27 protein-coding genes and 1 riboswitch are annotated in these 26,089 nt (G+C 28.2%); of the genes, 6 read left to right on the top strand and 21 right to left on the bottom strand.

The window, feature by feature from the left end; genetic code table 11:
- Positions 1 to 88: 88 nt before the first annotated feature.
- The gene (locus tag INR60_RS03325; RefSeq protein WP_194190052.1) at positions 89 to 742 is read right to left on the bottom strand and encodes a deoxynucleoside kinase; all 654 of its coding nucleotides are present in this window, start codon (positions 740 to 742) and stop codon (positions 89 to 91) included.
- 231 nt (positions 743 to 973) lie between these two features.
- Between INR60_RS03325 and INR60_RS03320 the strand changes: the two genes are divergently transcribed.
- Positions 974 to 2,545 carry a DEAD/DEAH box helicase gene (locus tag INR60_RS03320; protein WP_194190051.1) on the top strand — a complete coding sequence of 524 codons (1,572 nt, stop codon included), beginning with the start codon at positions 974 to 976 and terminating at the stop codon, positions 2,543 to 2,545.
- 46 nt (positions 2,546 to 2,591) lie between these two features.
- Here the strand turns inward: INR60_RS03320 and hydA are convergent, their stop codons facing one another.
- The 11 genes from hydA to INR60_RS03265 form a co-directional block, all read right to left on the bottom strand.
- Positions 2,592 to 3,974 carry a dihydropyrimidinase gene (gene hydA / locus INR60_RS03315; protein WP_194190050.1) on the bottom strand — a complete coding sequence of 461 codons (1,383 nt, stop codon included), beginning with the start codon at positions 3,972 to 3,974 and terminating at the stop codon, positions 2,592 to 2,594.
- Positions 3,975 to 4,054: 80 nt separating this feature from the next.
- On the bottom strand, positions 4,055 to 5,098 hold the full coding sequence (locus INR60_RS03310) for a hypothetical protein (RefSeq protein ID WP_194190049.1): 1,044 nt from the start codon (positions 5,096 to 5,098) through the stop codon (positions 4,055 to 4,057).
- 95 nt (positions 5,099 to 5,193) lie between these two features.
- Positions 5,194 to 6,105, bottom strand: a complete 912-nt coding sequence (locus INR60_RS03305; RefSeq protein ID WP_194190048.1) for an alpha/beta hydrolase — start codon at positions 6,103 to 6,105, stop codon at positions 5,194 to 5,196.
- A gap of 211 nt (positions 6,106 to 6,316) precedes the next feature.
- Positions 6,317 to 6,466 (bottom strand): hypothetical protein, encoded by a 150-nt coding sequence (locus tag INR60_RS03300; RefSeq protein ID WP_194190047.1) that lies wholly within the window; start codon positions 6,464 to 6,466, stop codon positions 6,317 to 6,319.
- A gap of 98 nt (positions 6,467 to 6,564) precedes the next feature.
- Entirely contained in the window at positions 6,565 to 7,419 is an 855-nt protein-coding gene (locus INR60_RS03295; protein ID WP_194190046.1) for an NAD(P)/FAD-dependent oxidoreductase, read from the bottom strand.
- 11 nt (positions 7,420 to 7,430) lie between these two features.
- Complete coding sequence (gene trxA / locus INR60_RS03290) at positions 7,431 to 7,745, bottom strand: thioredoxin (protein WP_194190961.1); 315 nt, start codon at positions 7,743 to 7,745, stop codon at positions 7,431 to 7,433.
- A 129-nt stretch (positions 7,746 to 7,874) separates the two neighbouring features.
- Positions 7,875 to 9,587, bottom strand: coding sequence for an ABC transporter ATP-binding protein (locus INR60_RS03285; RefSeq protein ID WP_194190045.1), 1,713 nt, complete (start codon positions 9,585 to 9,587; stop codon positions 7,875 to 7,877).
- A gap of 104 nt (positions 9,588 to 9,691) precedes the next feature.
- Positions 9,692 to 10,363 carry an ABC transporter ATP-binding protein gene (locus INR60_RS03280; RefSeq protein WP_194190044.1) on the bottom strand — a complete coding sequence of 224 codons (672 nt, stop codon included), beginning with the start codon at positions 10,361 to 10,363 and terminating at the stop codon, positions 9,692 to 9,694.
- Between the two features lies 1 nt (position 10,364).
- On the bottom strand, positions 10,365 to 11,117 hold the full coding sequence (locus tag INR60_RS17280) for an ABC transporter permease subunit (RefSeq protein WP_194190043.1): 753 nt from the start codon (positions 11,115 to 11,117) through the stop codon (positions 10,365 to 10,367).
- Positions 11,092 to 12,081, bottom strand: coding sequence for an ABC transporter substrate-binding protein (locus INR60_RS03270; RefSeq protein ID WP_194190042.1), 990 nt, complete (start codon positions 12,079 to 12,081; stop codon positions 11,092 to 11,094). The genes INR60_RS17280 and INR60_RS03270 overlap by 26 nt, the downstream gene beginning before the upstream one ends.
- A 48-nt stretch (positions 12,082 to 12,129) precedes the next feature.
- The gene (locus INR60_RS03265; protein ID WP_194190041.1) at positions 12,130 to 12,549 is read right to left on the bottom strand and encodes a YaaR family protein; all 420 of its coding nucleotides are present in this window, start codon (positions 12,547 to 12,549) and stop codon (positions 12,130 to 12,132) included.
- Between the two features lie 138 nt (positions 12,550 to 12,687).
- On the opposite strand from INR60_RS03265, the gene INR60_RS03260 reads away from it, so the two are divergent.
- Positions 12,688 to 15,309, top strand: coding sequence for a calcium-transporting P-type ATPase, PMR1-type (locus tag INR60_RS03260; protein ID WP_194190040.1), 2,622 nt, complete (start codon positions 12,688 to 12,690; stop codon positions 15,307 to 15,309).
- A gap of 17 nt (positions 15,310 to 15,326) precedes the next feature.
- Here INR60_RS03260 and INR60_RS03255 read toward each other — a convergent pair whose 3' ends face one another.
- On the bottom strand, positions 15,327 to 16,169 hold the full coding sequence (locus INR60_RS03255) for a CvfB family protein (RefSeq protein ID WP_194190039.1): 843 nt from the start codon (positions 16,167 to 16,169) through the stop codon (positions 15,327 to 15,329).
- Positions 16,170 to 16,189: 20 nt separating this feature from the next.
- Entirely contained in the window at positions 16,190 to 16,690 is a 501-nt protein-coding gene (locus INR60_RS03250) for a gamma carbonic anhydrase family protein (protein WP_194190038.1), read from the bottom strand.
- Positions 16,691 to 16,802: 112 nt separating this feature from the next.
- Between INR60_RS03250 and INR60_RS03245 the strand changes: the two genes are divergently transcribed.
- Entirely contained in the window at positions 16,803 to 17,801 is a 999-nt protein-coding gene (locus INR60_RS03245) for a histidinol phosphatase (protein WP_194190037.1), read from the top strand.
- Between the two features lie 30 nt (positions 17,802 to 17,831).
- On the opposite strand, the gene INR60_RS03240 is transcribed toward INR60_RS03245, so the two are convergent.
- On the bottom strand, positions 17,832 to 18,164 hold the full coding sequence (locus INR60_RS03240; RefSeq protein WP_194190036.1) for a hypothetical protein: 333 nt from the start codon (positions 18,162 to 18,164) through the stop codon (positions 17,832 to 17,834).
- Between the two features lie 257 nt (positions 18,165 to 18,421).
- On the opposite strand from INR60_RS03240, the gene INR60_RS03235 reads away from it, so the two are divergent.
- The 3 genes from INR60_RS03235 (at position 18,422) to INR60_RS03225 (ending at position 19,814) form a co-directional block, all read left to right on the top strand.
- Positions 18,422 to 18,889, top strand: a complete 468-nt coding sequence (locus INR60_RS03235; protein ID WP_194190035.1) for an Lrp/AsnC ligand binding domain-containing protein — start codon at positions 18,422 to 18,424, stop codon at positions 18,887 to 18,889.
- Between the two features lie 67 nt (positions 18,890 to 18,956).
- A complete protein-coding gene (locus INR60_RS03230) occupies positions 18,957 to 19,151 on the top strand; it encodes a DUF378 domain-containing protein (protein WP_194190034.1) in 195 nt (64 codons plus the stop codon).
- Between the two features lie 102 nt (positions 19,152 to 19,253).
- Positions 19,254 to 19,814: a putative ABC transporter permease gene (locus tag INR60_RS03225; RefSeq protein WP_194190033.1), complete on the top strand. Its 561-nt coding sequence runs from the start codon at positions 19,254 to 19,256 to the stop codon at positions 19,812 to 19,814.
- Between the two features lie 39 nt (positions 19,815 to 19,853).
- Here INR60_RS03225 and feoB read toward each other — a convergent pair whose 3' ends face one another.
- The 6 genes from feoB to INR60_RS03195 all read right to left on the bottom strand — a co-directional run bounded on the left by feoB (position 19,854) and on the right by INR60_RS03195 (position 26,079).
- Positions 19,854 to 21,857 (bottom strand): ferrous iron transport protein B, encoded by a 2,004-nt coding sequence (gene feoB / locus INR60_RS03220; protein WP_194190032.1) that lies wholly within the window; start codon positions 21,855 to 21,857, stop codon positions 19,854 to 19,856.
- 10 nt (positions 21,858 to 21,867) lie between these two features.
- On the bottom strand, positions 21,868 to 22,089 hold the full coding sequence (locus INR60_RS03215; RefSeq protein WP_194190031.1) for a FeoA family protein: 222 nt from the start codon (positions 22,087 to 22,089) through the stop codon (positions 21,868 to 21,870).
- Positions 22,090 to 22,101: 12 nt separating this feature from the next.
- Positions 22,102 to 22,320: a FeoA family protein gene (locus INR60_RS03210; protein ID WP_194190030.1), complete on the bottom strand. Its 219-nt coding sequence runs from the start codon at positions 22,318 to 22,320 to the stop codon at positions 22,102 to 22,104.
- A gap of 13 nt (positions 22,321 to 22,333) precedes the next feature.
- Entirely contained in the window at positions 22,334 to 22,588 is a 255-nt protein-coding gene (locus INR60_RS03205) for a FeoC-like transcriptional regulator (protein WP_194190029.1), read from the bottom strand.
- A gap of 408 nt (positions 22,589 to 22,996) precedes the next feature.
- Positions 22,997 to 23,082: riboswitch (cyclic di-GMP riboswitch) on the bottom strand.
- A 263-nt stretch (positions 23,083 to 23,345) separates the two neighbouring features.
- The gene (locus INR60_RS03200) at positions 23,346 to 25,091 is read right to left on the bottom strand and encodes a phosphoenolpyruvate carboxykinase (ATP) (protein ID WP_194190028.1); all 1,746 of its coding nucleotides are present in this window, start codon (positions 25,089 to 25,091) and stop codon (positions 23,346 to 23,348) included.
- A gap of 277 nt (positions 25,092 to 25,368) precedes the next feature.
- Positions 25,369 to 26,079: a lysophospholipid acyltransferase family protein gene (locus INR60_RS03195; protein ID WP_194190027.1), complete on the bottom strand. Its 711-nt coding sequence runs from the start codon at positions 26,077 to 26,079 to the stop codon at positions 25,369 to 25,371.
- Between the last annotated feature and the right edge of the window lie 10 nt (positions 26,080 to 26,089).

Here is a 26,089-nt window from a genome sequence, read left to right as displayed (position 1 = left end):
AAGAATTAAAACCTAGATGTAATTTTCTTATATATAAAAAAATACCTCACTAAACTTTGTGAGGTATTTTTATTAAAAGGCTTGTCCCTTATCTTGATCTTACTTCATTAACTTTTTCTTTTACTAATCTAATTAATTCTTCTTTATCTTCATTATTATTAACTACATCCATTTTATCCATATCTATTATTAATACATCAGAAGCCTTATAATGGTTATTTACCCAATTATCATAGTCTTTCCAAAGGAATTCATAATAATCTTTTAAATCATCATCTATTTCAAATTCTCTTCCTCTTAATTTAATTCTATTTAAGACTGTTTCAAATGACCCTTTTAAATATACCATCACATCTGGCGATTTTTTAGGAAGTTCTTCAAGTTCTTCCATCATATTATTTAGAAGATTTTCGTAAATTGACATTTCAAGTTCTGAAATTCTTCCAAGTTCCATATTCTTTTTAGCAAAGTACCAGTCTTCATATATAGATCTATCTAAAACGTTATTATCGTGATATAACGCATCCTTTATACTTTTGAATCTAGTATTTAGAAAATATAGTTGTAATAAAAAAGGATATCTTTTTTTATTTATTTCTTCTTCACTCTCACTATAAAATAAAGGTAAAATCGGATTGTCATCTACACTTTCATAAAATACTTCTGAATTAAAATGTTCCCCTAAAATCTTAGCTACTGAACTTTTGCCAAGTCCGATCATCCCACCAACTACTATCACCATAACTCACCTATCCTTTACAATTTTGTATCTAACATTTTGTCTAGATATAAGAATACAAATTATATCCTTTTTCGTCAATAGTCTTTTGAGCAACTTCCAAAAATTCCAATTTATTCTTTTATAATACTTTCCTTTACAAGCACCATACCTTTACTGTATACTTAATAAGTTGATAAAAAATGATATTACAGATCTTAATATAAAAAATTTAGTAAACGAAGGGAATTTTTAATGAATAATATAAAATTTGAAAACTTAAACTTAAAACCGTCTATATTAAAGGCGATAAATGACTTAGGATACGAAGAACCGTCCGCAATCCAAGCTGAAAGTATTCCTGTAGCTGTAGAAGGATATGATCTTATAGGTCAAGCTCAAACAGGAACTGGTAAAACTGCTGCTTTTGGATGCGCACTTCTTAATAATATACAAAGAGGAAAAAAAGTTTCAGCTATATGTTTAGCTCCAACTAGAGAACTTGCAATCCAAGTTTACGAAGAATTAAAAAAATTAGCTAAATATGAAAAAACTAATATACTTCCTGTATATGGTGGAGATTCAATCCAAAGACAAATCAAAGCTTTAAAGAGCTATGTTGATGTTGTTGTTGGAACTCCAGGAAGAGTTTTAGACCTTATAAGAAGAGGAAAGCTTGATTTAAGTGAAGCGCAATTCTTAGTATTAGATGAAGCTGACGAAATGTTAAACATGGGATTCGTTGAGGATATCGAAAGCGTAATAAACGAATTACCTGAAAGCAGACAAACACTTTTATTCTCAGCTACAATGCCACCACAAATCAAAAAACTTGCTAATAACTACATGAAAAAAGATGCAAAACATATACAAATTAAAAAAGTAACTATGACTGCATCTAAAATAAAGCAAAACTATTTTGAAGTAAACCACAAAAATAAGTTCGAAGCTTTATGTAGAGTATTAGATTTTGATACACCTGAAATAGCTATAATCTTCTGTAAAACTAAAAAAGGTGTTGATGAGTTAGTTCAAGAAATGCAATCTAGAAACTACGTAGTTGAAGGTATGCACGGAGATATGTCACAAATGCACAGAATGAAAACTTTAAAGAGATTTAAAGAAGGTGCTTTAAATATATTAGTTGCAACAGACGTTGCTGCAAGAGGAATAGACGTAGAGGGTATAACTCACGTTATAAACTACGATTTAACTCAAGATGTTGAAAGTTATGTTCACAGAATCGGAAGAACAGGAAGAGCTAACAGAGAAGGTACTGCTATTTCATTCGTAACTCCTAGAGAAAGAGCTATGATTAAAGATATCAAAAGAGTAACTAAAGGTGATATAGTTAAATGTGAATTACCTACTGTTAACGAAATACTTGATAAAAAGTTAATGGATAAATATTCAAGCATCGAAGAAGTACTACAAGAAAAAGCATTTAAAAAATATTTACCACTAGCTCAAAACATAGCAGACAACTTTGATCCAGTTGATGCTATAGCAGCTTTATTAAAAATGCAATTTGATAACGAAATGTCTTTTGATTACAAAAGCGACTCTCTAAACTCACCAAAAGAAGAGGATTTAAGATTATTCCTTTCAATCGGTAAAAGAGACGGATTAACAGTTAAAAAATTATTAAGCTTCTTAACTGAAAAATCAAAAGTTAAAGGTTCTAAAATAAACAAAATCGATATACTTGAAAACTTCGCATTTGTATCTGTTGAAAATGATGTTCACAAGAAGATCATCGAAAAATGCTCAGGTTTAAAATTAAACGGAAGAAGAGTAAATATCGAAGTAGCTACAAAAAGAAAATAATTTTCTTAAGAAATTGCCTATATTTTAGGCAATTTCTTTTTTTTATTTAAATTTCATACTCACATCTTTTTCTTTTTATAAATTCTCCTCTACCTTTTTCACCTATAAATTTACCATTTTCAAAGATTATTTCTCCTCTTGAAATAGTATATACAGGGTATCCTTTTATTTTCTTACCTTCGTAAAGAGAATAATCACAGTTATAATGAAGATTATTAATATCTATAGTAACTTCTTTATTTGGATCTATTATAGTGATATCACCGTCACTTCCAACAGAAATACTTCCCTTTTTAGGATATAAACCAAATAGTTTTGCAGGTTTTGTAGAACATACATCTACAAATTTATTAATACTTATTTTCCCTTTTAATACCCCTTCTGAAAATAATATTGGAATTCTCTCCTCTACCCCAGGAGCTCCGTTTGGACATTTAGAAAAATCATCTTTTCCAAGCATTTTATCTCCATTGTAAGCAAAAGGACAGTGATCCGTTGCAACCACTTGTATTAATCCGTCTTTTATTCCACTCCAAAGGGCTTCTATATCATCTTTTTTTCTAAGAGGTGGACTCATAATAAACTTTAAAGCATCTTCCCTATTATATTCACTATCATCTAAAAGTAAATACTGAGGACAAGTTTCAGAAATAATCTTCTCTCCTCGATTTCTAGCTTCTTTAATATAATCTAGCCCTTCTTTTGTTGATAAGTGCACTATATAAAGAGGTCCTCCCCCTATGATGCTTGAAATATTTATCATCCTATTAACAGCTTCTCCCTCACAAAAGTTTGGTCTAGTTAAAGGGTGGTATTTAGGTGCTTTCAAATTATTATTTAAATAATATTCTTTTAAAAATTTAATAACGCCATCATTTTCAGCGTGTACTGCCATTACTCCGCCTAATTCTTTTAGCTTTTTTAATACATTTATTGCGTTATAATCATTTATTAAGTAATCATAAGTTAAATAGATTTTGAAGCTTGTCACACCTTCATTTTCTACTATATATTCCATTTCCTTTAATATATCTTTATTTACTTCTTGCACTACTCCGTGGAACCCATAGTCTATTACAGCTTTATCTTTTGATATCTTATGGTATTTATTTATTTGATGTGAAAGATTGCATCCCTTTGGACCAAAAGCTAAATGATCTACTATAGTTGTAGTTCCTCCGCAAGCTGCAGCTACTGTCCCTGTATAAAAGTCATCATTTGCTATAGCTATGCCTACATCTAAATCAAAGTGAGTGTGGACATCTACACCACCTGGCATAACTATTAACCCTCTTGCATCTATCACTTTGCTTCCTTCTTTTTCTAGGTTTAACCCAATTTCTTTAATAATGCCGTCTTGAATGAAAATATCAGCTACGTAACTATCAGATGCAGTTACAACGTTTCCATTTTTAATTAACACTCCCATTTAAATTCCCTCTTTCGTTATTAAAATAATTCTCCTCTTTATTTTATCATATAAAATAAAGAGGAGTCATAAGTTGTATTTTATTTCTTTAATATAATTTTTTTACCATACAAGTTCAGTTCTATAGAGTTATCATATACTAACATTTTAGTTTGTCTTTCTTCCTCTCCAGATCTTTGTATCTTGCCAAAAAACTCTTCTGTTGAATCTTTATTAGCTTTAAGAACTGCCGCTATTTCGTATTCCTTTATTACAGCCTTACCATTTTGAAGCATTTCATTTGTTAAATCTTCTAATTGAACAAATTCACCTTCTTCAGACTTAATTTCACTAACTAGCTTTTCAACACCTTTAATTGTAACAAGGCCATCTTTATTTGTTTTTACCTCTAGTTCTAAAGAATATTTGGCCGCTTTTTTATTACTTAATTCTTCATATTTATATTTACCATTAATACTAGATATCGCTATTAGACTATCCACTTTTTCTTTTATCTCGCTATAAATAACCTTATTTTCATTATTTAACTTTTCATAATCAATATTATTTAATTCTTTATTAGCATCATTAAATTTACCATTATTTAAATTCTTTTCAGCTAAATCTAAATACTTTCTAATTTCTTCATTATCTTTATTTTCTTTTGCATATTTTACTTCATTTTTGAATTTTTCTAAAAGATCTTTTGCTAAAATAAAATCACTTTCATTTATCGCTTTTTGAGCATTATCTAAAATTTTACTAACTTGCTCTTTGTTTTTATCACTTAAACCTTTTAAATTAATTTTTTTTACTTCTTCTAATTCTTTATTAAATTCTTTAGAATTATTTTCTTTAATTTCATCATAGAAATTATTCATTTCTTTTACTAAAATTTCTTCTTTTTCAAAAGTTTCATCTTTAATTATCCCTTTTGAGATATCAAGAAAGTTATTATATTTATCGTTTTCACTTTTTGTCATTATAAGTTTATTAAACCTATCTGTTATTTCATTTATTCTAGTTTGGAAAGCCTTACTATCTTCCTCTATAGAAGCCTTTTTTGAAGAAACAAAAAAGTATCCTGAACCTACAAAACCAAAAATAATAACAATTACAAAAATAATCAAGTAACTTTTTTTCATAAACCCCTCCATAACCCTTTTATTAAATTTTATTAAATTTTACATAATATGTCAATAAGAAACGAAAAATAAAAGGCCTTTAAAAGCCTCTATCTTTATACGCTGCTTAAAAACTCATCTAAAGTTTTTAAGTATCCTTTTTTATTTTTGGCATAACACATCATGTGCTCTGCATCTTCTACTAGGAGTAGCTTGTCCTTTTCATTCTTTCGAACCTTATACATATCTTCGCTCATCTTGCAAGGTACAGTTGTATCGGAAGTTCCGTGTACAAACATAATAGGTGTTATATTTTCTTTTATGTATTTAATAGGCGATACTTCATCGAAACTAAATTTACATTTTCTTATAACCTTATTATTTAATAGATTATAAAAAGGGAACATTGGTAACTTATTCTTCTCATTAAGTTGATATTTTATAATACCTTTTCCGTCTGAATACCCGCAATCTGAAATAACAAAGTTAACTTTCCCATATTTATTTGCATAAATAATAGCTGTGCTTGCCCCCATAGATTGTCCGTGTAGTCCAATCCATATATCTTCTCCAAACCTATTTAAAAGCATATTTATAAATAAATCTAAATCCTCACTTTCAAATTTACCGTAGCTTGCAAATTTTCCTCCACTTTTACCGTGCGATCTATTATCAATCATAAGTACATTATATCCTCTATCTTTAAACATTTTTACAAAAGGCATCTGAATGTAATGGTTTGCGCTATAGCCGTGAAGTAGCACTATAAACTTTTTAGACTCCTTATTAAAATTATAAAGATATCCTTTAATTACTATAGAATCATTTGAATCTATTTCTATTTCTTCTACTTCTCTATAATTTAAAATCTCTTGGAGTTCATTATCATATAACCCTCTTCTTTTTAATACTTCAATTGCTTTTTTCTCATCTTTTCTTTTAGCTAAAATAGACTGCTTAAAAGCGTAATTAACTATTAAAAGAATAAGAGATACTATAATAATTATTATTCCTAATATATAAATCAATTTTATCATCTCCACATTTTAAAATAACTAATATTAATTATACTATTTATTTTATTCGTTACGGAAGTTTAAAACTATTATTTATAATTTCTTAATAACAATTAAGTTTTATTTATTATATCTTTATTTTTAAAAGCAAAAAAAGATAGTTATTTTTTTAATATAACTACCTTTTTTACATCTCTTTATAGACTAACATAATTTTTCCTCTCTATTTGCTTTCTAAGCGAGTTGATAATTCTTTTAGTTCTAGAAGATTTAAATTGTATAAATTTGCTCTTGAATATTCAGCATTTGGAGCTCCTACATCTTTTGATAAAGAAGTGATTTTGTTTATAAATATTTCTCTGTAGTTTTTCATTTTTTCTCCCTCCTTTTTATTTAATAAAATCTATTATACTCTTTATTATATTAATGTCAAGAAAAAAAGTGCCAGATTTTCTGACACTTTTTTTAAGGTTATCCTAAATATGAAACTGCACTAAGGGATGCAATATTTCCTTCACCTGCTGACTTTATGTATTGGTATGGAGTACCAACACAATCACCGCAAGCAAAACATCCTTTAATATTTGTTCTCATTTTTCTATCAACTTTTATATGTCCATCTTCTATTTCTAGTCCTGGGACTAATTGAGTTGGAGGTACAGCATTTTTAAGCATAAACACTCCATCAGTTGATATTTCTTTTCCGTCTCTTAAGACTAATTTAGAAACCTTATCTTCACCTATAATTTTTGAAGGTTTTTCAGAAATGATATTTATCTTATCATTTAATTTGTAATCACCTTTATACATAGGAATATAATTTACTTCACCTGCAAGTTCTGAAACATAGTTTGCTTCTTCCTCGCCCTCTTCAGTATAACTAACTATTGTAACAACTTTGCCCCTATATAAAGGTGCATCACAAGTTGCACAGTAACCTACACCTTTCCCTAGAAATTTTTCTTCGCCTTCTAGAGGCCTAGTATATTCTATTCCTGTAGCTAAAATTATAGATTTAGCCTCATACATCTTTTGATTTACCATAAGGGTAAAGTAATCTCCCATAGAATAAACATTATTTATCCTCTCTTCAACTACTTGAATCCCCATTTTATCTATATGCTCTTTCATATTATTTAAAAGTTCTTCTCCTGTACCTAAAGGAAATCCTAAATAATTATTAACTTTAGGTGCTTTAAGTAGTTTTTCACTTAAATTTTTATTTCCAAATAATATGAACTTTTTATTTCTTATCTTTGCATTTAATGCGGCTGATAATCCAGCGGGCCCACTTCCGATTATCGCTATATCATATCTTTCATCCATAATTCTATTCCTTAGATATGTTTTGAAAGAAGAGCTTTTATTTGTTCTTTTGGTAAGAATCCTACAACTGTATCAACATCTTTACCATCTTTTATAACTTTTAAAGTTGGTATGCTTTGTATTCCAAATCTTGATGCTGTTTCTGGGCTTTGATCTACGTCGATTTTAACAAATTTTACATCTGACATTTCGTTATCTAATTCTTCTAAAACTGGAGCTATCATTTTGCAAGGTCCGCACCAAGTAGCAAAAAAGTCTACTAAAACTACTCCACTATTATTCATAACTTCACTGTTAAAATCTACATCTGATACTATTTTCATAATTTATTCCTCCTTATACCCCCATAGGGTATGTTTTGTTTTTTCTTTATTCTAAACCTTTTTTATATTTTAGTCAATAAACTTCTTTTTTATTTTAATTAATATTAATAATTTTATACATTTAAACATAATTTAAGAATTAGCTTTAGCTAATTTATATAGTTCTTTATATATACCGCCTTTTAAGATTAGTTCGTCGTGAGAACCACTTTCTTCTATTCCTTTATCAGTTAGAACTACTATTTTATCTGCATTTCTAATAGTTGATAGTCTGTGTGCTACTACTATTGTTGTTCTTCCTACTAAAAGTTTTTCTATAGATTTTTGAATAATACTTTCTGTCACATTATCTAAAGCTGATGTAGCTTCATCTAAGATTAATATTTTTGGATTCTTTAAAAATACTCTTGCAATAGATATCCTTTGCTTTTGACCTCCTGAAAGTTTTACACCTCTTTCTCCAATAAATGTATCAAAACCTTGGTCTAAATTCATTATAAAGTCATAGATATTTGCCATTTTGCATGCTTCTACTATTTCTTCTTCTGTAGCATCTGCCTTACCATATAGTATATTATCCCTAATTGTACCTGTGAATAAGAATACATCTTGTTGTACAATTCCTATATTTTTTCTAAGTGATTCTAATTTAAAATCATAAATACTTTTATCGTCTATTAATATATCCCCGCTATCAATATTATAAAATCTAGGGATTAAATTACAAAAAGTTGTCTTTCCTCCACCAGATGGTCCTACTAAAGCAAGCATCTTCCCTTCTTCTACTTTAAGAGATATACCTTCTAAAATATTTTTATCTTCGTATCCAAAATGAACATCTTTAAATTCAATTTTCCCTTTAATAGATTTCATATCTTTAGCATTTTCTTTATCTTTTTCAGGTTCTTCATTTAGCATATCAATATATCTAATAAATCCTGTCATTCCATTTTGGTATTGCTCCATAAAGTTTATAAGTTTTTTAATAGGGTCTGTAAACATCTTTATATATAAAACATAAGCCATAAAATCACCTATATTTATAATGTCATAAAAAGTGAATAATCCCCCTGCAATTAAAACTACATAATTTAAAATATCAACTGAAAAATTAGCAAAAGAAAAATACTCACCCATAACTTTATAAGCTTTTTCCCTAGCTAAAATAAATCTCTTATTACCTTTTTCAAATTTTTCTATTTCTTCTTTATGAGCTACAAATGCTTTACTTACCTTTATTCCTGAAATGCTGTTTTGTAAACTTGCATTAACTTCTCCTGTTTCAACACGTGTCTCTAAAAAGGCATTATGCATTCTCTTTCTTTGAATAAATGTAAATAAAACTATAAATGGGATAAAAGCAAATATTATTAAAGTAAGAGTTATATTAATATTTAATAATATTATAAAAGATCCAACTATCATAATTATTGAAATAAATAAATCTTCAGGCCCATGGTGTGCAAGTTCTGAAATATCATTTAAATCATTTACTATTCTAGACATTATCTCCCCAGTTTTTGTGTTATCAAAATATTTATCAGGTAACTTTTGCAAGTGAGTAAATAGCTTTCTTCTCATATCTCCTTGCATTCTTACCCCAACAACATGCCCATAATATTGCATTATGTATGCACATATTGCTTTAACTGCAAAAATTAATATAAGTGCTATAGCAAAAGTTACAAGCATTCTTAAATCTTTGTTTGGTATAGATATATTTAATAAATCTTTAGTCATCCAAGGATAAACTAAATCGCAAGATGCAGCAATTAAAGCTACAAACATATCTAAAAAGAATAATTTTTTATATGGTTTATAATATTTTATAAATTTTTTAATCATTTGTCCGCCCCTTCTTATAATTGTTATTTATTATTTATACTATAACATAAATATAATTAATAATCATTATTATTAGATAATTAATTTCTATGTGCAAAAAGAAACTATAACAAATCTATTATAGTTTCTTTTTCTTTTGCTAAATCTCCCTCAAATGTTCCTTTTATTTTAAGAGGATTTCCACCAAGGACAAATACCCTTCCCTCAAAAAAAATACATTCATCTAAATCGTGTGTTACAAAAATTATTATTCTATCTTCATTTTTTAATATTTTTTTTAAATCTTTCATTATAAGTAATTTAGTTTTATAATCTAAAGATTTAAAAGGCTCATCCATAAGTAACACTTTACTATCTTTTCCAAGCCCTCTTGCTATATTTACTCTTTGTTTCATTCCACCACTTAATTTTTCAGGATATTCTTTTTTCCAAGCAAGACCTGAAATTAAATTTAAAACGTAGTCTATTCTCTTATCTAATTCTTTTCCTTTATAATAAGCACTTAAAGCTAATTTCAAGTTACCTTCTACTGTAAGCCAAGGTATTAGTCTATCTTCTTGAAATATATAGCTAATATCTTTATTAAAATTACCTATAATTTCACCTTTATCTTTCTCTACAAGATTTGAAATTATATTTAAGAGAGTAGTTTTTCCGCCGCCTGATTCTCCTACTATACAATTTATTTTATCCTTAGAAAAAGTAATATTAAAGGAGTCTAATATGACTTTATCTTCATAACTTTTACTTATATCTTTTAAAATTATAGTATCCATATTACCTCCAAATATAAACTCTTTTTACTAAGAATTTATTTATAAGATCAAAAACTAAAGATAATATTGCAATTATTATTATCCAAGCAAAAATTGCACCTGTATCAAAATTAACCTTAGAAATTTGTACTGCTGCACCTATCCCATACTTAGGTTGTCCATGTACCTCTCCAGCTATAACTACTTTAAAAGCTAATGAAAAGGTTGGAACTAATATCTTTAAAAGATATAACGATATAGATGGTATATATACTTTTAAAATCTTATCTTTTAAACTTACATCATAGATTTTAAGCATTTCAACTGTTTTAAAATCAACATCTTTTAAAGTATTTAATACTCCGTCATAAATTATAGGAAAAACAATTAAAGTTCCAACTACAAAGGGTGCACTTTCTTTATTAAACCAAATTAGTGCTAGAACTACTAGCACTAAAGTTGGTATTGTTTTAGAAATCAAGTTTAAGGGTTTTAATAAATTATTTATAAGGTTTGAAGAACTTGAAATTATCCCTAAGATAACCCCAATAATTATAGAGACAATAAAACTTATAAATGTTCTAGTTAATGTACTTAAAATTATAAGTAGAAAATCTTTTGAAGAAATTATATCTTTTAGGCTAATATATACTTCCTTTAAATTAGGTAGGTATATGTCGTTATTTATTTTTATTGCTAAAAACTCCCAAACAATTAAAAATAAAATTACTCCTATAAATATTTGAAAATTATTTTTGAAGGTATATTTCTTCACTAGGTACCTTTCCTCCTATTGATTTAGGTGAAAATTCATTTAATATTCTAAAATAATCATTGTATTCTTTTATAGAATCTTTTATAGGTACATATTTTAAATTAGCTTTATCTATTGATTTTGCTATTATATCACCCTTAACTGACACTCCTATATCACTACAGATAGCACCTAAATCTTTTCCTTTTGAATTTGCAAAATCTACACTTTCTTTAAGATTTTTTAAAAAGTCTTCTAAAAACATTTGGTGGTTTGTAATTAAATCTTTTTTAACTATCACTGTAGCTTGTGGGAAACCGTAGTTTGATTTGAATAACTCTTTCCATTTTTCATTAAGATTTAAAATCACAGTAACCTTTTTCTTAGCTTCAATTTGAGAAAGTGCAGGCTCTGGAACTACTGCATATTTAACTTTTCCACTAAGAACTGCAGGTGCAAGTTCTGTTACACCATTAACATATGAAAAATTGAAATCTTTATCCGAATTATATCCCATTTTTTCTAAAAGAGTTTTTGTTACTATATCAGGAGTTAATCCTTTTCCTATGTTATAGATTTCTTTTCCTTTTAAATCTTTAATATCTTTTGTTCCATCTGTTGAAATAAGATAAAATGAACCAAAACCAGTAGTTGCTGCAATTTTATATTCTCCACTTTTATTAAATGAAGTAGCTGCAATATTTGATGGTACTATTGCTATATCTGGCTCATTTTTTAATACGCTTGTAACTAAATTTTCAGTAGTTTTTTCTATTGAAAAATTTAATTTATAATTATCGATTTCAGTATTATTTTTTATAAGTTCTGCTGCACCTATAGCTGGAAGACCATCTGGAATTACTATTTTCATTTCTCTAGTCTCAGATTTAGGCTCATTTGAGATGTTTTTGTTATCACTATTACATCCAATAAAAATTACACTTGATAATGCTAATATAAAAATCGAAGTTAATTTTTTTATCATATTGTCCTCCTAAATTTTTTATTTATTTAAAATTAGAATATTTAAATTCTAACGATAAATATCAACTACTAATCCTTGAATTTCATCTATAGTAGATGCAATATTTATATTTTCCTTTTCGTCCCCTAATAATACATTAGTTAGTTCTTCAAGCTTTCCGTCTATAGTTTCTACTGTTACAAAGTACTGAGTTTGCCAAAAACTTATATCTTTTTTAGTTTGATACATATACTCTAATACAGACTCTAAATATTCTCTTATCATTTTTTTATACATTCTAACATCTGCATAAGTTTTAGTTATAACTAATCTATTACCTTTCTTTTTTATGTTATCTATCATCTTTTTTAATTGTTCGTGTGATTTTCTATCTCTCTCTTTATTAAAACTTTGAGAAAAATCTTTTCTATTTGAAACAGTGCTACTTCCTTGAGGTGCTGCACCTCTTCCAACTCTTCTAATTTCCATTTTTATACTCTCCTCTCTGTTTGTCAAAACTAATTATATCAAAAAGGATAAAATTTCTCCATTTTTTATATGTATTATTTTCATTCATTTACGTAAAATAAATTATACTTTATTTTAACTTTTAGCGAGGTGACTTTAATGCATTATAAAAAGAGTATAGAGGAAGTTATAAACGAAACCTCTACAAACATAAGAGAAGGCCTAACTTCTAAGGAAGCTAATTCAAGGCTTTTAAAAAATGGAGAAAACAAACTAGAATCCAAAAAAAATAAAAGTATTTTCAAAATTTTCTTATCCCAAGTTAATGATTCTATGATTTATATTTTGCTATTTGCAGCAGCTTTATCTGCTTTTATGGGAGAATATAGCGATTCTATAATAATATTAATCGTTATTTTAATAAATGCACTTATAGGCGTAATTCAAGAATCAAAAGCTCAAAAAGCTCTAGAAGCACTTAAAAGCTTATCTACTCCTAAAGCGCTAGTAATAAGAGACTCGAAAACTATAGAGATACCCTCAGAAGAAGTAGTATTAGGTGATATTATAGTTTTAGATGCAGGAAGATACATCCCCTGCGATTTAAGACTTATAGAGTCATTTAATCTAAAGATTGAAGAATCAGCCTTTACAGGAGAGTCTCTACCTTCTGAAAAGGATGCAAAGATAGTTTTAGATACAGACGATATACTAATAGGTGATAGAGTAAATATGGCTTATATGTCAACTCTAGTAACTTACGGCCGCGGTCTTGGCGTTTGTGTAAATACAGGAATGGATACAGAAATCGGTAAAATTGCATCTATGTTAAACGAAGAAGAAAATTCTGAAACTCCCCTTCAAAAGAAATTATCTTCACTTGGTAAACTTCTAGGTTTCTTAGCCCTTGGAATTTGCGCTTTAATTTTTGTAGTTGGAATGATTCAAGGAAGAGATACCTTTGAGATGCTATTAACTGCAATTAGCCTTGCAGTCGCTGCAATCCCTGAAGGACTTCCTGCAATAGTTGCAATTGTTCTTGCTCTTGGAGTTCAAAGGATGATAAAACAAAATGCAATAGTAAAAAATCTTCCTTCTGTTGAAACTTTAGGTTCAGTAAATATAATCTGCTCTGACAAAACAGGAACCTTAACTTTAAATAAAATGACAGTTAGAAAATTATTTTCTAATCTTATTACTTCAAACTTAGAAAATATAACCGATTTAAAAGAAGAAGATAAGTCTCTCCTTGAAATAATGACACTTTGTAACGATGCTACATCTTCAGAAGAAAATGCAACAGGAGACCCAACAGAAGTTGCACTTTTAGATTTATCTTTAAAATACGGTATAACAAAAAAAGATTTAAACAAAGAACATAAAAGATTAAACGAAGTTCCTTTTGATTCTGATAGAAAACTAATGTCAACAATAAACGAATACGGAGAAAATTTCAAAGTTTCAACTAAAGGTGCAATAGATTCAATCTTAAAAATTTCAAGTAAAATACTTATAAACGGTAACTTAGAACCTTTAACTGAAGATTTAAAGAAAACTATATTAGATTCTTCAAACGAAATGTCTGATGATGCCTTAAGAGTTTTAGGCTTTTCTTATAAAGATTTAACTTCTCATCATATAGATATAGATGATATAGAAAAAGATCTTATCTTTGTAGGATTAGTTGGAATGATTGATCCCCCTCGTGAAGAGGTTAAAGATTCTATAGCTCTTTGTAAACTTGCAAGTATCAAAACCATAATGATTACTGGAGATCACAAAAACACTGCATTTGCAATAGGAAAAGAACTTGGAATCTCAGAAAACTTTACTGAGTGCATTGAAGGCTCTGAATTAGATATGCTTACTGACGAAGAACTTAAAGATAAAATTAATAATTTTAGGATTTTTGCAAGAGTTTCTCCAGAGCACAAAGTAAAAATAGTGAGAGCCTTTAAATCTCATGGAAATATAGTTTCTATGACTGGAGATGGAGTAAATGATGCCCCTTCTTTAAAGGCAGCTGATATAGGTGTTGCTATGGGGATAACAGGAACTGACGTATCAAAAGAAGCCAGTGATATGATCTTAACAGATGATAATTTTACAACAATAGTTAAAGCCGTAGAAGAAGGAAGAACAATTTACTCAAACATTAAAAAATCAATAACCTTCCTTTTATCTTGTAACTTTGGAGAAATCGTAGCTTTATTTATAGCAATAATTTTAAACTGGCAAGCGCCTCTTCAACCTATCCATATATTATGGGTTAATTTAATTACTGATAGTTTTCCAGCTCTCTCCCTTGGAGTTGACCCTACAAACGATGACGTTATGAGTCTCCCTCCAAGAGACCCTAAAGAAAGTATTTTCTCAGGAAACACTAAATATATTTTAATTCTTAATGGATTTACTATAGGCCTTGTTACACTTTTCGCCTTTAAGCTAGGTCAAACCCTTTATCAAAACTCACTATATCACGCTCAAACTATGGCATTTGTAGTTTTAAGTGTATCGCAGCTTTTCTTTTCACTTTCTATGAGAAGTGAAAGTAAATCTATATTTGAAGTTGGACTGTTTAAAAATAAATACCTTATTCTTTCAATAATAGTTGGTATTTTTATTCAATTCTCAATAATTGAAATACCTTTCTTTAGTGAAATATTTAAAGTTTATCCATTAAATAGATCTGATATATTTATCGTTATTTTAATTTCACTTATTCCATTTGCATTAAATGAAATATTAAAGTTATTTTTAAGGAAAAGAAAAAGGTTGTAGGGTAATCCTACAACCTTTTATTTTTCTATAAGCTTTGTTCCGAAAGCATTTTGCTCTATTAATCCTGCTTTCATTAATCCACCAAGTGCCATTTTAAAGTAGTTCTTACTTGTTTTAAACACTTCTCTTATCTCTTCTGGAGATGTTTTATCGTTATAAGGCATTTCTCCGCCATTACACTTTAAATAAGAAATTATATCTTCTTTAATTTCTTCCCTAGCATCAAGTCTTTTTTTTCTGTTACTTAATCCTATTACACCATCTTCATAGATTCTTTTAATTCTACCTTCTACTACTTCTCCTGGATAAATAACGTTGTCGTGCTCGTTTCCAAGCATTATCCCTCTGTATTTACCATCTATAGCAAGCTTTAAAGTTTCTCCTGCACTTCTTGCATAAGTTACTCCAGATACTATTTGGTCTACTTCGTAAGTTCCCTCTTCTGCCATATCTAAATAATCATCTACATTAGTAGTACCTGCAAGTCTTCCTGTCTTATCTATATATGCTAAAAATAAATACTTTTTACCTTTTAATAATTTAAATCTTTGCTCTCTCATAGGGATAAATAAATCTCTATCTAATCCCATATCGCAAAAGGCACCAAAGCTACTAATTCCAATTACTTCTAGATATGCAACTTTCCCAACTTCAATAAGTGGTCTTTTTTTAGTTGCAACAGTTCTTCCCTCTGAATCTAAGTAAACAAAAACCTCTGTTTCATCACCTATTTTTACGTCTTCTCCTTCTAAAAGTGACTTTGGAAGTAATACTGCATCTCCCTCAGAATCCTCTAAGAAAAATCCATACTCTTTTTCTCTTTCTACTTTTAGTGTGTTAAATTTTCCTAATTGTATCATTTTATCCTCCTAAACGTACATTAAATATATTCTTTACTAAGTTTTGCATAATTTTTTGCAGAAACTTCGATGCTCTTAATTTCTTCTTCACTTAATTTTCTTATAGCTTTAGCTGGATTTCCTAAAATAAGCATTCCCTCTTCGAATACTTTATTTTGGGTTACTAAGCTTCCAGCACCAACTATTGAATTTTTTGAAATTTTTGCACCATTTTGAATTATTGAACCCATACCTATAAGTACATTATCTTCAATTACGCACCCATGAATAATAGCTCCATGACCTATAGTTACATCGTCTCCTATTATAGTTTCAAAGTCAAAGTCAACATGAACTACAGAATTTTCTTGAATGTTTGTTCTTTTTCCTATATGAATCTTATTAATATCCGCTCTAATTCTCGTACCAAACCAAATGTTAGAATCCTCTTTAATTAATACCTCTCCTATAATATCAACATTTTCAGAGATATATACAGATTCTTTAATTTTAGGGCTTTTATCTTTAAAGTTTTTTATCATCTTTTCACTTCCCTTTAAAATACTATTCCTATTTTAACATCTAACTAATTAATTGTCATTATTTTAAAGAGTTATTGTATATATAACTATAAGTAATTTTAAAGGACTAGTTATGACAAGTAATAATGAATTTTCAAATTCAATATTTAATTTAGATAATTTAAACTTTTATTATGGTTTACCAAATATAAATACAGCTCTATCTATAGGAACAAATCCCCCTATAGAAACTTTAAATTTAGCTTACTATAGTGATTTAGATTTTATCTTTTTAACTGACCTAAATAATAATTTAATAGAAGAAATTAAATATAGTAAACATAAAAGAAGTAAATGGTATATTTTAAATGACACAACTAAAAGATACATTAAAAAGAAAGATAACTTTTTAGCCCTACCTGGCTTTTCATCACATTCTTTGCCTTATGGGGATTTTGCAGTTCTTAATTCTAATTCTTACTTTACAGGTATAATAAATAATTATAATCTCTTACTTTTATGGCTTGCTAACAATCCAGATACTCAACTAATAATAACAAACCCAACGAAAGATATTGAATTTGTACCTTATAATAGTGTATTTGATAACTTAATTTGTTCTTTTAATGTATGCTTTGGAAACAAGCCAAAATATTTCAGGCGGGAAAAACATTACTTCTCACTTTTAGATAAGGGATATAAGATAGGTGCTGTGAATAGTCAATTCTTTGTAAAAAAAGAATCCGAAAATATAACTGGTATAATTTCGTCTAAATTAAATAAAGAAAAAATACTTTTAGCCCTTAAAAATAGACGAACTTTTTCTTCCGAGTCTAAATCATTAAAGCTATTATTTACTATAAATGATAACTTTATGGGGGATATTATAGAATTAAAAGATGAAGATTTATCTTTTAGGATACTTTGTGAAGATAAATTTATAAAGATTATTAAAATACAAATAATCTCTACAGGAGGAGAAATAATAAGAACTATAGATAATTTAAACCTTCACAAAATCAAGTATTTATATTCTCACAAAATTAAAGAAAAGGAAAACTGGTTTTTAATAAAAGTATTTCAAGAAGATGATAAGATTTCTATAAGTTCACCGATTTTTATAAAAAAATAAAGCAAGATCTAATCTCTTGCTTTATTTTAATTACTTATCATTATCATGTATATGTTTTGCTCTGTTTGGTTTAGCCTTTGGCTTTATAACAATTTTCTTATCTTGCTTTTTAGGACCACCAGTTTGTTGGATATCCATAAACCATAAAAATGCTAAAACTATAATTGGTGTAGAAACAAGGTTCCACCAAGTAGCTTGTATAACTCCAAACATTTGAACTAATAATAGTACAACTGAAATTCCAAGAAGAATCCATTTGTTTATACTTACTTTAGGGAATACATATTTTTTACATAAAAAGAATATTCCTAAAATAACTGCAAACATTATTACAAAATATAATATTGAGAATAAAAATCCCATACGTCTTTCCCTCCTAAACGTTTATATACTTAATATTAATTTAATTTTGTAATCTTTTCAAGAGTCTAAGTAAAAAGATATTAATATACTGTAATTTTTCCCCATAATTATGAAAATGATAATATTCCTTTAATATTTTAAACATTCTTCTTATATACCTTTTAATAGAAGTTTTATTTTGTTAGAATAGTATATGTTAAATAACCGTACGATTAAAAAGATAAAAGTAATTTTCATAATAACAAAGAGGTGATTATATGGCTTTACATACAAATTTACAGTTAGATGATTTAGATCTTCAAATATTAGATATATTAATTAAAGATTGTAGAACTCCATATTTAGAGATTGCAAGAATATGCCATGTTAGTGGTGGTACTATTCACGTGAGAATGAAAAAGATGGAAGATATGGGAATAATTAAAGGAACAAGAATAATATTAAACTTACCTAAACTAGGTTATGATGTTTGTTGTTTCGTTGGTATCTATGTAGACAAGACTTCATCATTCAATTCTGTATTTGATGAAATGAAAGCAATTAAAGAAGTAGTTGAACTTCATATAACTACAGGCGATTATTCTATTTTCGCAAAAGTTGTATGTCAAAACATCGCAGACTTACAAGATATATTAATGAATAAAATAAATACTATAAATGGTATTCAAAGAACAGATACATTCATATCTCTTGCACAGCCTATAGATAGAAACGTATCTTTATAATTAATGAATAATACTCCTTATATTTGTTAATACTAACTTTAGTATTTTAATATAAGGAGTGTTTTTTATGAGAGTAATAGACAAAATAGCATTATTATTAGTAATCATTGGCGCAGTTAACTGGGGACTTATTGGTTTATTTAATTTAAATCTTGTATCATTACTTTTTGGAGTAGGAACTATTTTAAGTAACATAGTTTATATTTTAGTCGGAATTTCAGGACTTTACTCAATCTCTTTCTTTAACAGAATACATGTTTAGGTAAATTTAAGGTTTATTTATTATAATTTAAAGTTAATTTTAAGTTTTCCTTAAGGTTATGTAGATATAATTAGATTATAAAATGATAACTGGAGGAAATTCATGAACGTTAGTATATTAATTTTAGCTTTTACATTGTATTCATTTTTAGGTTGGATAGTTGAAGTCACTTATCAACGTTTTAAACTAAAGAAATTTATAAATAGAGGTTTTTTACATGGACCGTTTTGTCCTATTTATGGAGTTTGTGTTTTAACACTTGTACTTTCATTAAGAAACTTTACTGATAATTTAATAGTTCTTTTTATAGTTGCAACTATTCTAACATCACTTATAGAATATGTAACAAGCTATATATTAGAAAAGTTCTTTAATGATAAGTGGTGGGACTACACTGACGATCCTTTTAATTTAAACGGACGTATATGCTTCCATTTCTCACTAGGATGGGGTTTAGCGTCAGTATTTATAATAAAAATAGTTAATCCGATTATAATAGATTTTATTCATAATTTTGATGATACAACAATAACAATCCTAGCAATAATTGCTTGTGGATATTTCTTTATTGATTTTCTAATAACTTTATTAAATCAACTTAAAGAAAAAAAGAATTTCAAATTCTTTAATGTAGAAAAATTCAAAAGATTATATACAAAATAAAGGGCTTGCAAAAAATTTGCAAACCCTTTATTTTTTTATTTAATTAAATCCTAAAAGTAATCCTACTCTATAAACTATAGTAGATACTACTAATGCGATTAAAAATGTCATAACTGCAACAAAGATAGTCCACTTCGTTGAATTTGTTTCTCTTTTAACTGCTCCTAGTGCTGCAAGGCAAGGAGTATATAATAATGTCATTATCATAAACGACATAGCTGAAAGAGGTGTAAAATGCATTCCTATAGCACTTGTAAGACCAGCTCCTTCTTCTATTCCTGCATAAAGCATTCCTAAAGTACCGACCACAGCCTCTTTTGCTATAACTCCTGTAAATAAAGCAACAGCTGCTTGCCAAGTTCCAAACCCTGCTATAACAAATATAGGTGCAATAAATGATCCTATCTTACCTAAAATTGAATCTGCACTGTATTGCTCTACCCCATAAGGAAGAACTGATAAAACCCAAAGCACTATCATCGCAGGCAAAATTATTGTACCTGCTTTTTTTACAAATCCTGCACCTTTTTCCCAAGTAAGAATTAAAACATTTTTAAACGAAGGAATCTTATAACTTGGAAGTTCCATAACAAAATATGAAGTTTCCCCTTTAAATAAAGTTTTGCTTAATATTTTGCCAACTATAAGTGCTACTATAATTCCTAAAGTATAAAGAGTTAATAATATAAGTGCTGAATGTGTTTGGAAAAATGCATCTATAAATACCGCATAGATAGGAAGCCTTGCCCCACAAGATACGAATGGATTAATTAAAATTGCAATCATTCTATCTTTTTTACTTTCAAGAGTTCTAGTTGACATAATACCAGGAACGTTACATCCTCCACTTATTATCATAGATACGAAAGTTTTTCCGTGAAGCCCTAAAGCTCTCATAACCCTATCCATAACATAAGCACCTCTAGCCATATATCCTGAATCTTCTAAAACGCCTATTAAGAAGTACATAACCATAATTAAAGGAACAAAGCTAATAACAGCACCAACGCCTGCAAATATACCATCAGTTACAAGCCCTACTAAAAAGTCTGGTGTATTTATACTAGTTAAAAAGGCTCCCACAGTTTCTCCAAGTGAACCGATAGCTCCATCTGCCATATCTTGAAGTGATGCTCCTATCCAAAATGTTATGCTATATAAAAGATACATAACTCCTAAAAATATTGGAATTCCTAAAATCCTATTAGTTAAAACCTTATCTAACTTATCTGAAAAAGATTCTTTTTCTTCACTTGGTTTTTTAATAAGCCCATCTGTTATCTCGCTGATAAAGTTGTATCTACCATCTACAATAGCCATCTCAGGTTCAAAACCTAAAGTATTTGTGATTTTTTCTTCTACTTTATTTTTCATTTCTATAATATTTCTCATATTATGCTTTTCTAAATAATCAGATACAAATTTATCATTTTCAAGTAGCTTTATAGCAAGCCACTTGCTTGGATATTTAAGATTTTTATTTTGAAGATTTATAAATTCCTCTAATTCTTTTATTCCACTTTCAATTTCTTCATCATACTTTACTTTTTTTGCATTTCCTCTTATGTTTATAGATTCGTTTATTAAATTATCTATACCTTCTTTTCTTAAAGCTGAAATTTCAACTACAGGAACATTAAGTCTTTTACTAAGTTCTTTAGCATTAATTTTAATATTTTTATTTCTTGCAAGATCTATCATGTTTAATGCAAGTACAACCTCAGCTCCAGCTTCAATAAGTTGTGTAGTTAAATAAAGGTTTCTCTCTAAATTAGTTGAATCTAAAACGTTTATAACTACATCTGGTTTATCTTTTATAAGATAATCTCTTGCAACTATCTCATCTTCTGAATATGCTCCTAAACTATAAGTTCCAGGTAAGTCAATTACTCTATACTCTTTATCCTTATGTTTAAGTATACCTTCCTTTTTTTCTACAGTTACACCAGGCCAGTTCCCTATATGCTGCCTTGCCTTTGTTAATATATTAAATAAACTACTTTTACCGCAGTTTGGATTACCTGCCAATGCTATTTTAATCATTTTTTACCCCCTAAATTTCGTCGACTATAATTTTTCTAGCCATATTTTTATCTAAAGCAAGTCTACTACCATTTATTCCAACAATTATAGACATACCATCATTTTTTATCATTTGAATAAGATTGTCTTCAACAAATCCCATTTCCCTGATCTTTTTCCCCATGTCTCCAACTATCATTATTCTTTTTACATTCATATTCTTTCCTGAATTTACAAACGCCATAGGTACCATTATTTCATCTCCTTAAATAAGAATTGCCTCTGCTTCTTTTTTTCTCAAAGTAAGTTTATACCCTCTAACGCTAAGTTCAATTGGATCGCCAAGAGGTGCTTTACCTGTAACTTTTATCTCTGCACCTAAAGTTATTCCCATATCCATAAGCTTTCTTTTTACTGCGCTATTATTATCTAAACCTTTAACCCTAACTGATTTACCTATTTCTAATTCACTGATATTTTTCATTTATTTAACCTCCTTATTTTATAAGAGATAATCCCTTATTTGTAATTTTCCAAGTCGTAAAGTTTTTGATAGAACCACTACATCCTTTTGAGCATCCAGCACAAGAACATTTACATTTCTCTTCTATATCCTTTTCTAAATATCCCATTCTAATTAATTGCGCCTTTAGCTCTTTTACAAGATCTAAGCTTAAATTTAAACCTTCTGAAATTCCTTTATCTGAAAAAATTCCATTTTCTTTAATAAACAGTAATACTTTTTTTAACATAGAGACCCCCCCTCTTCTTAAATTATATTATCATAAATGATTACTATTATCAACTGCAATTTAATTTTAAATGATTTTTTATAGCATTTGTAAAAAACATAAAAAAAAGAACCTGTGTGGGGCACAGGTTCTTTCGCTATTTTCGTAAAATAGCCTATTATATTTTGTAAAGGGGTATATTACTTGAATTGGACGGTCCAAGTAACATTTGCTGATTAGAATTATAAATAAATTAAGGCTTCTTCAATTTAAAATATAATCTAATCTTTGGGGGTTAATTTTTTTTAGTATTCAACTCGGACATATCGAACACTAAAAAACTACTCTAAAGAGTAGTCATAATAACGTAAGTATAAAAAGGTAACATAATCGTTTCCTATTATCTTATAACAAAAAGTAACTATACTCTTTGGCAACTGGCTAGCATAGCCTAAAAGGCCTTAGCTCCTATAGCTTTGCGTCATCAGATTTCTCTGATTTTGCCCTATTGAATTTTACAACTAAATTATACCACCTATTTTCAGAATTGGCAACAGGTTTACATTTTTTTAACAAGCAATTTGAATTTCTTTTTTAATTGCACTCAAATTTAAATTATACTTTACTTTTGATAAATAATTTTGATAAATTCTAAATTCTAAACTTTAAATTTGTTTATTATTTATAAATTTTATGAACTAATTTAATAAAATTTTATTAAAGGATAAAAAAAGATAGGTGATAACTTATCTCTAGTTATACCCTACCTTTTAAAATTCTATAATTTTTTAATTTCTGTAAATAAATCTAAAGCAGCATGTTTTGGCCCATCTTTTTCTTCTCCATCTACCCCAAGACAAGTTTTGATTTCTCCAACTTTTACTTTTCCATTAAACATCGTATTGAAGAATTCATCTAATAACACATCGCATTCTTCTTGTTTTTGAGCAGGTCCAAATGGGTTTGCAAAATAAGATTCAACTAATCCTTTTTCCGATGTAGTTCCTTTTGCCATTCTAGCTCCAGATCTAAATACATCTATTGCTTCTTTAGGATTTTTAAAGTAATTTATAGCTGATTCTCCCTCTTTTACAGAAGTGTAGTTATTTGCATAATAGAAAAGATCTACTTTATACCCTTTTACCACTTCTTTATATGGAGTTATAGGGACTACAAGTCTTGCATTTATTTTATCTGGATTCATAAAGATACTTCTATCCATCTCTTTAAATGCATACCCTTGATCTAAATCATCTAGCCTTACAAATGCACCAATTTCGGTTCCGTATCCTATAATATCACCATTTTCAATTTTAAATGTTCCCATATCATCAAATAGTATAGTCATATCTGAAATATGCTCTTCGCTTAAAGTTCTAAAAGCTTCTAAACTCTCTGACTTTCCAGCACCACTATCACCCATTATTACAACATTTGCAGTTTTACCATCTTTTAAAGTTATATTAACCATAGCACCGTGTATTGGAAGGCATTTTTTCTTCATCATTTTAAGGTTGTGAAGAGTTAACGTCATTTTCTTTAAGTATCCGAAATAATCTACATCTTCTGAATGACTAACATAGCCTACCATTATATCATTATCTAAATCATCATAAAATACTGTATGAAGTTCTTCCCCATCCTCTTTTGCACCATATACATAAACTATATCAGGTTTTGTTCCTCTGCACTCTTCTTTTCTCGCCATTTCAAAAAGGTTACAAAGAGTAATTCCATGTTCCATAAAGTCTCTGTGGAAATAAATATAAGCTAATGATTCTCCAACTTTAGCTGGATAACAGAACCAATGGTCTTTATTTATATTTGCATATTTTAAAGGATTTTCCTTAGTTTCACTAAACATACCTTTTCTAGTATTCCTCTTAGGATAAGTTATAAAAGGAGTTTCAAGTAAAATGCTATCTATAAATGGAATCTCTTCTAAAACTTCATACCCTCTTGGAATAGGCCATAAAAGTTTATTTATCATAATACAAGAGTTTCCTCCTACTGGTATTTGTCTAAATACCTTTGGCTGAACCCCTAAAACATTCTTTTCTACTTTTCTATATAATCTTAATATTAATTTTGATAACCCATCATTTGCCTCTGTAAAATTAACTTGCGCTAACCCATTATCAACTTTTCCCCCATGAATAACAGCATATCTTTCAAGTCTTCTCCAAAGTAAATAAAGTTCTTCTATCATTCCTATAAACTCATCTTTATTAGATAATAATTCTTCAAAATCATCTCTATCTTCTATAATTTCTTGTACGTCCATAACTGTTAAGTATTTTATTACCTTATTAAGTTTCTTTCTAAGTGAAATTACATCATCTGTTTTTAATGACTTATTTAAATATCTAAAGCTTAAAGTTTTCCTTTCTTTAATCTTTTTTAAATAAAGTTCAAGCACACGTCTAAAACCTTCACTTTCTATTAGTCCCTCGAAAGTAACACAGTATTTTGAAGTAAAATTGATTAATACTTTATCATTGCTTATTGAAAATTCTTTTCTCATTTAACTAACCCCTTTTTGAAATTTTTTATATTTAAAAATTGCATTTATTTGCTTTTTTTCATCTTTTACGGTTATTATAGCATAGGAAATGCAATTTAGGAAATATATTTTTTTCATTTTTACTAAACAGTCTATATACAAAATACATATGTCTACATTTTTCCGCGTGAGTTTCGTTTACAGTTTAAACTTTTTATGTAAATTACTGTATTCATTTATCAAAAAATGTTTTATATTAAAAAGAAAAAAACTTAGCAATTTTTGCTAAGTTTTAATTTTAAACTTTTATTCTATTTTCTTTTACTATCTTTTCTAATTCTTCTGTTAGATTTTTTTCCTCTTCTTTTGTTAAAGATGCTGTATCTATAGCCTTGCCAAATACTATAGTTACTTTTCCAGGTATAAATGATCTATTATCTTCAAAACATTTTGAAGTACCATCAATTGAAACTGGCACTATTTTAACCTTTGCCTTTGTAGCAAGTTTCATGCTTCCTTTTTTAAACTCATGGATTTCTCCATCTTTTGATCTTGTACCTTCTGGGAATATAGCCATATTATATCCTCTTTTTAAATATTCAACCCCTTTAGTGATTACTTTTACAGCATCACGAGGGTTAGTTCTATCAAGGGGAACACAATTCATACTCTTTACCCAAAAACCTAGGATAGGTACCTTTAACACTTCTTTTTTTGCAATAAACCCTAAGTCTTTTTTGCAAGCATATCTTAAAACCGGTATATCTAAAATACTTTGATGATTACCTATAAATACACAAGTCTCTTTAGGTATATTCTCTTCACCTTTAATTTGTATATCCATCCCAACAGTATTTATAGTAAAATTACACCATTTAATAAATACATCATCTCCATACTTAAAAGCTTCGTCTTCACCATACTTTTTAAGTATATGATTAAATTTTATTCCTTTAATTCTTAACCCTATCATATAAAGTCCATACTTTATATATTTAAAAATCTTCATTAATTTATCA

Source organism: Clostridium chrysemydis, from assembly GCF_015234215.1.
Lineage (GTDB): Bacteria > Bacillota > Clostridia > Clostridiales > Clostridiaceae > Clostridium > Clostridium chrysemydis.
The sequence above is the reverse complement of the archived record's forward strand: the minus strand, read 5'-3'. Positions and strand labels throughout refer to the sequence as shown.

What these genes read in the sequence shown, in the direction of transcription:
- INR60_RS03310 (WP_194190049.1), bottom strand. Translation starts at nt 5,098, where the DNA reads ATGAAAAAAAGTTACTTGATTATTTTTGTAATTGTTATTATTTTTGGT.
- INR60_RS03200 (WP_194190028.1), bottom strand. Translation starts at nt 25,091, where the DNA reads ATGAGAAAAGAATTTTCAATAAGCAATGATAAAGTATTAATCAATTTT.
- INR60_RS03285 (WP_194190045.1), bottom strand. Translation starts at nt 9,587, where the DNA reads ATGATTAAAAAATTTATAAAATATTATAAACCATATAAAAAATTATTC.
- INR60_RS03215 (WP_194190031.1), bottom strand. Translation starts at nt 22,089, where the DNA reads ATGGTACCTATGGCGTTTGTAAATTCAGGAAAGAATATGAATGTAAAA.
- INR60_RS03230 (WP_194190034.1), top strand. Translation starts at nt 18,957, where the DNA reads ATGAGAGTAATAGACAAAATAGCATTATTATTAGTAATCATTGGCGCA.
- INR60_RS03210 (WP_194190030.1), bottom strand. Translation starts at nt 22,320, where the DNA reads ATGAAAAATATCAGTGAATTAGAAATAGGTAAATCAGTTAGGGTTAAA.
- feoB (WP_194190032.1), bottom strand. Translation starts at nt 21,857, where the DNA reads ATGATTAAAATAGCATTGGCAGGTAATCCAAACTGCGGTAAAAGTAGT.
- INR60_RS03320 (WP_194190051.1), top strand. Translation starts at nt 974, where the DNA reads ATGAATAATATAAAATTTGAAAACTTAAACTTAAAACCGTCTATATTA.
- INR60_RS03225 (WP_194190033.1), top strand. Translation starts at nt 19,254, where the DNA reads ATGAACGTTAGTATATTAATTTTAGCTTTTACATTGTATTCATTTTTA.
- INR60_RS03255 (WP_194190039.1), bottom strand. Translation starts at nt 16,169, where the DNA reads ATGATACAATTAGGAAAATTTAACACACTAAAAGTAGAAAGAGAAAAA.
- INR60_RS03280 (WP_194190044.1), bottom strand. Translation starts at nt 10,363, where the DNA reads ATGGATACTATAATTTTAAAAGATATAAGTAAAAGTTATGAAGATAAA.
- INR60_RS03260 (WP_194190040.1), top strand. Translation starts at nt 12,688, where the DNA reads ATGCATTATAAAAAGAGTATAGAGGAAGTTATAAACGAAACCTCTACA.
- INR60_RS03300 (WP_194190047.1), bottom strand. Translation starts at nt 6,466, where the DNA reads ATGAAAAACTACAGAGAAATATTTATAAACAAAATCACTTCTTTATCA.
- INR60_RS03205 (WP_194190029.1), bottom strand. Translation starts at nt 22,588, where the DNA reads ATGTTAAAAAAAGTATTACTGTTTATTAAAGAAAATGGAATTTTTTCA.
- INR60_RS03195 (WP_194190027.1), bottom strand. Translation starts at nt 26,079, where the DNA reads ATGAAGATTTTTAAATATATAAAGTATGGACTTTATATGATAGGGTTA.
- INR60_RS03245 (WP_194190037.1), top strand. Translation starts at nt 16,803, where the DNA reads ATGACAAGTAATAATGAATTTTCAAATTCAATATTTAATTTAGATAAT.
- INR60_RS03235 (WP_194190035.1), top strand. Translation starts at nt 18,422, where the DNA reads ATGGCTTTACATACAAATTTACAGTTAGATGATTTAGATCTTCAAATA.
- INR60_RS03240 (WP_194190036.1), bottom strand. Translation starts at nt 18,164, where the DNA reads ATGGGATTTTTATTCTCAATATTATATTTTGTAATAATGTTTGCAGTT.
- INR60_RS03250 (WP_194190038.1), bottom strand. Translation starts at nt 16,690, where the DNA reads ATGATAAAAAACTTTAAAGATAAAAGCCCTAAAATTAAAGAATCTGTA.
- INR60_RS03270 (WP_194190042.1), bottom strand. Translation starts at nt 12,081, where the DNA reads ATGATAAAAAAATTAACTTCGATTTTTATATTAGCATTATCAAGTGTA.
- INR60_RS03295 (WP_194190046.1), bottom strand. Translation starts at nt 7,419, where the DNA reads ATGGATGAAAGATATGATATAGCGATAATCGGAAGTGGGCCCGCTGGA.
- hydA (WP_194190050.1), bottom strand. Translation starts at nt 3,974, where the DNA reads ATGGGAGTGTTAATTAAAAATGGAAACGTTGTAACTGCATCTGATAGT.
- INR60_RS03265 (WP_194190041.1), bottom strand. Translation starts at nt 12,549, where the DNA reads ATGGAAATTAGAAGAGTTGGAAGAGGTGCAGCACCTCAAGGAAGTAGC.
- INR60_RS03325 (WP_194190052.1), bottom strand. Translation starts at nt 742, where the DNA reads ATGGTGATAGTAGTTGGTGGGATGATCGGACTTGGCAAAAGTTCAGTA.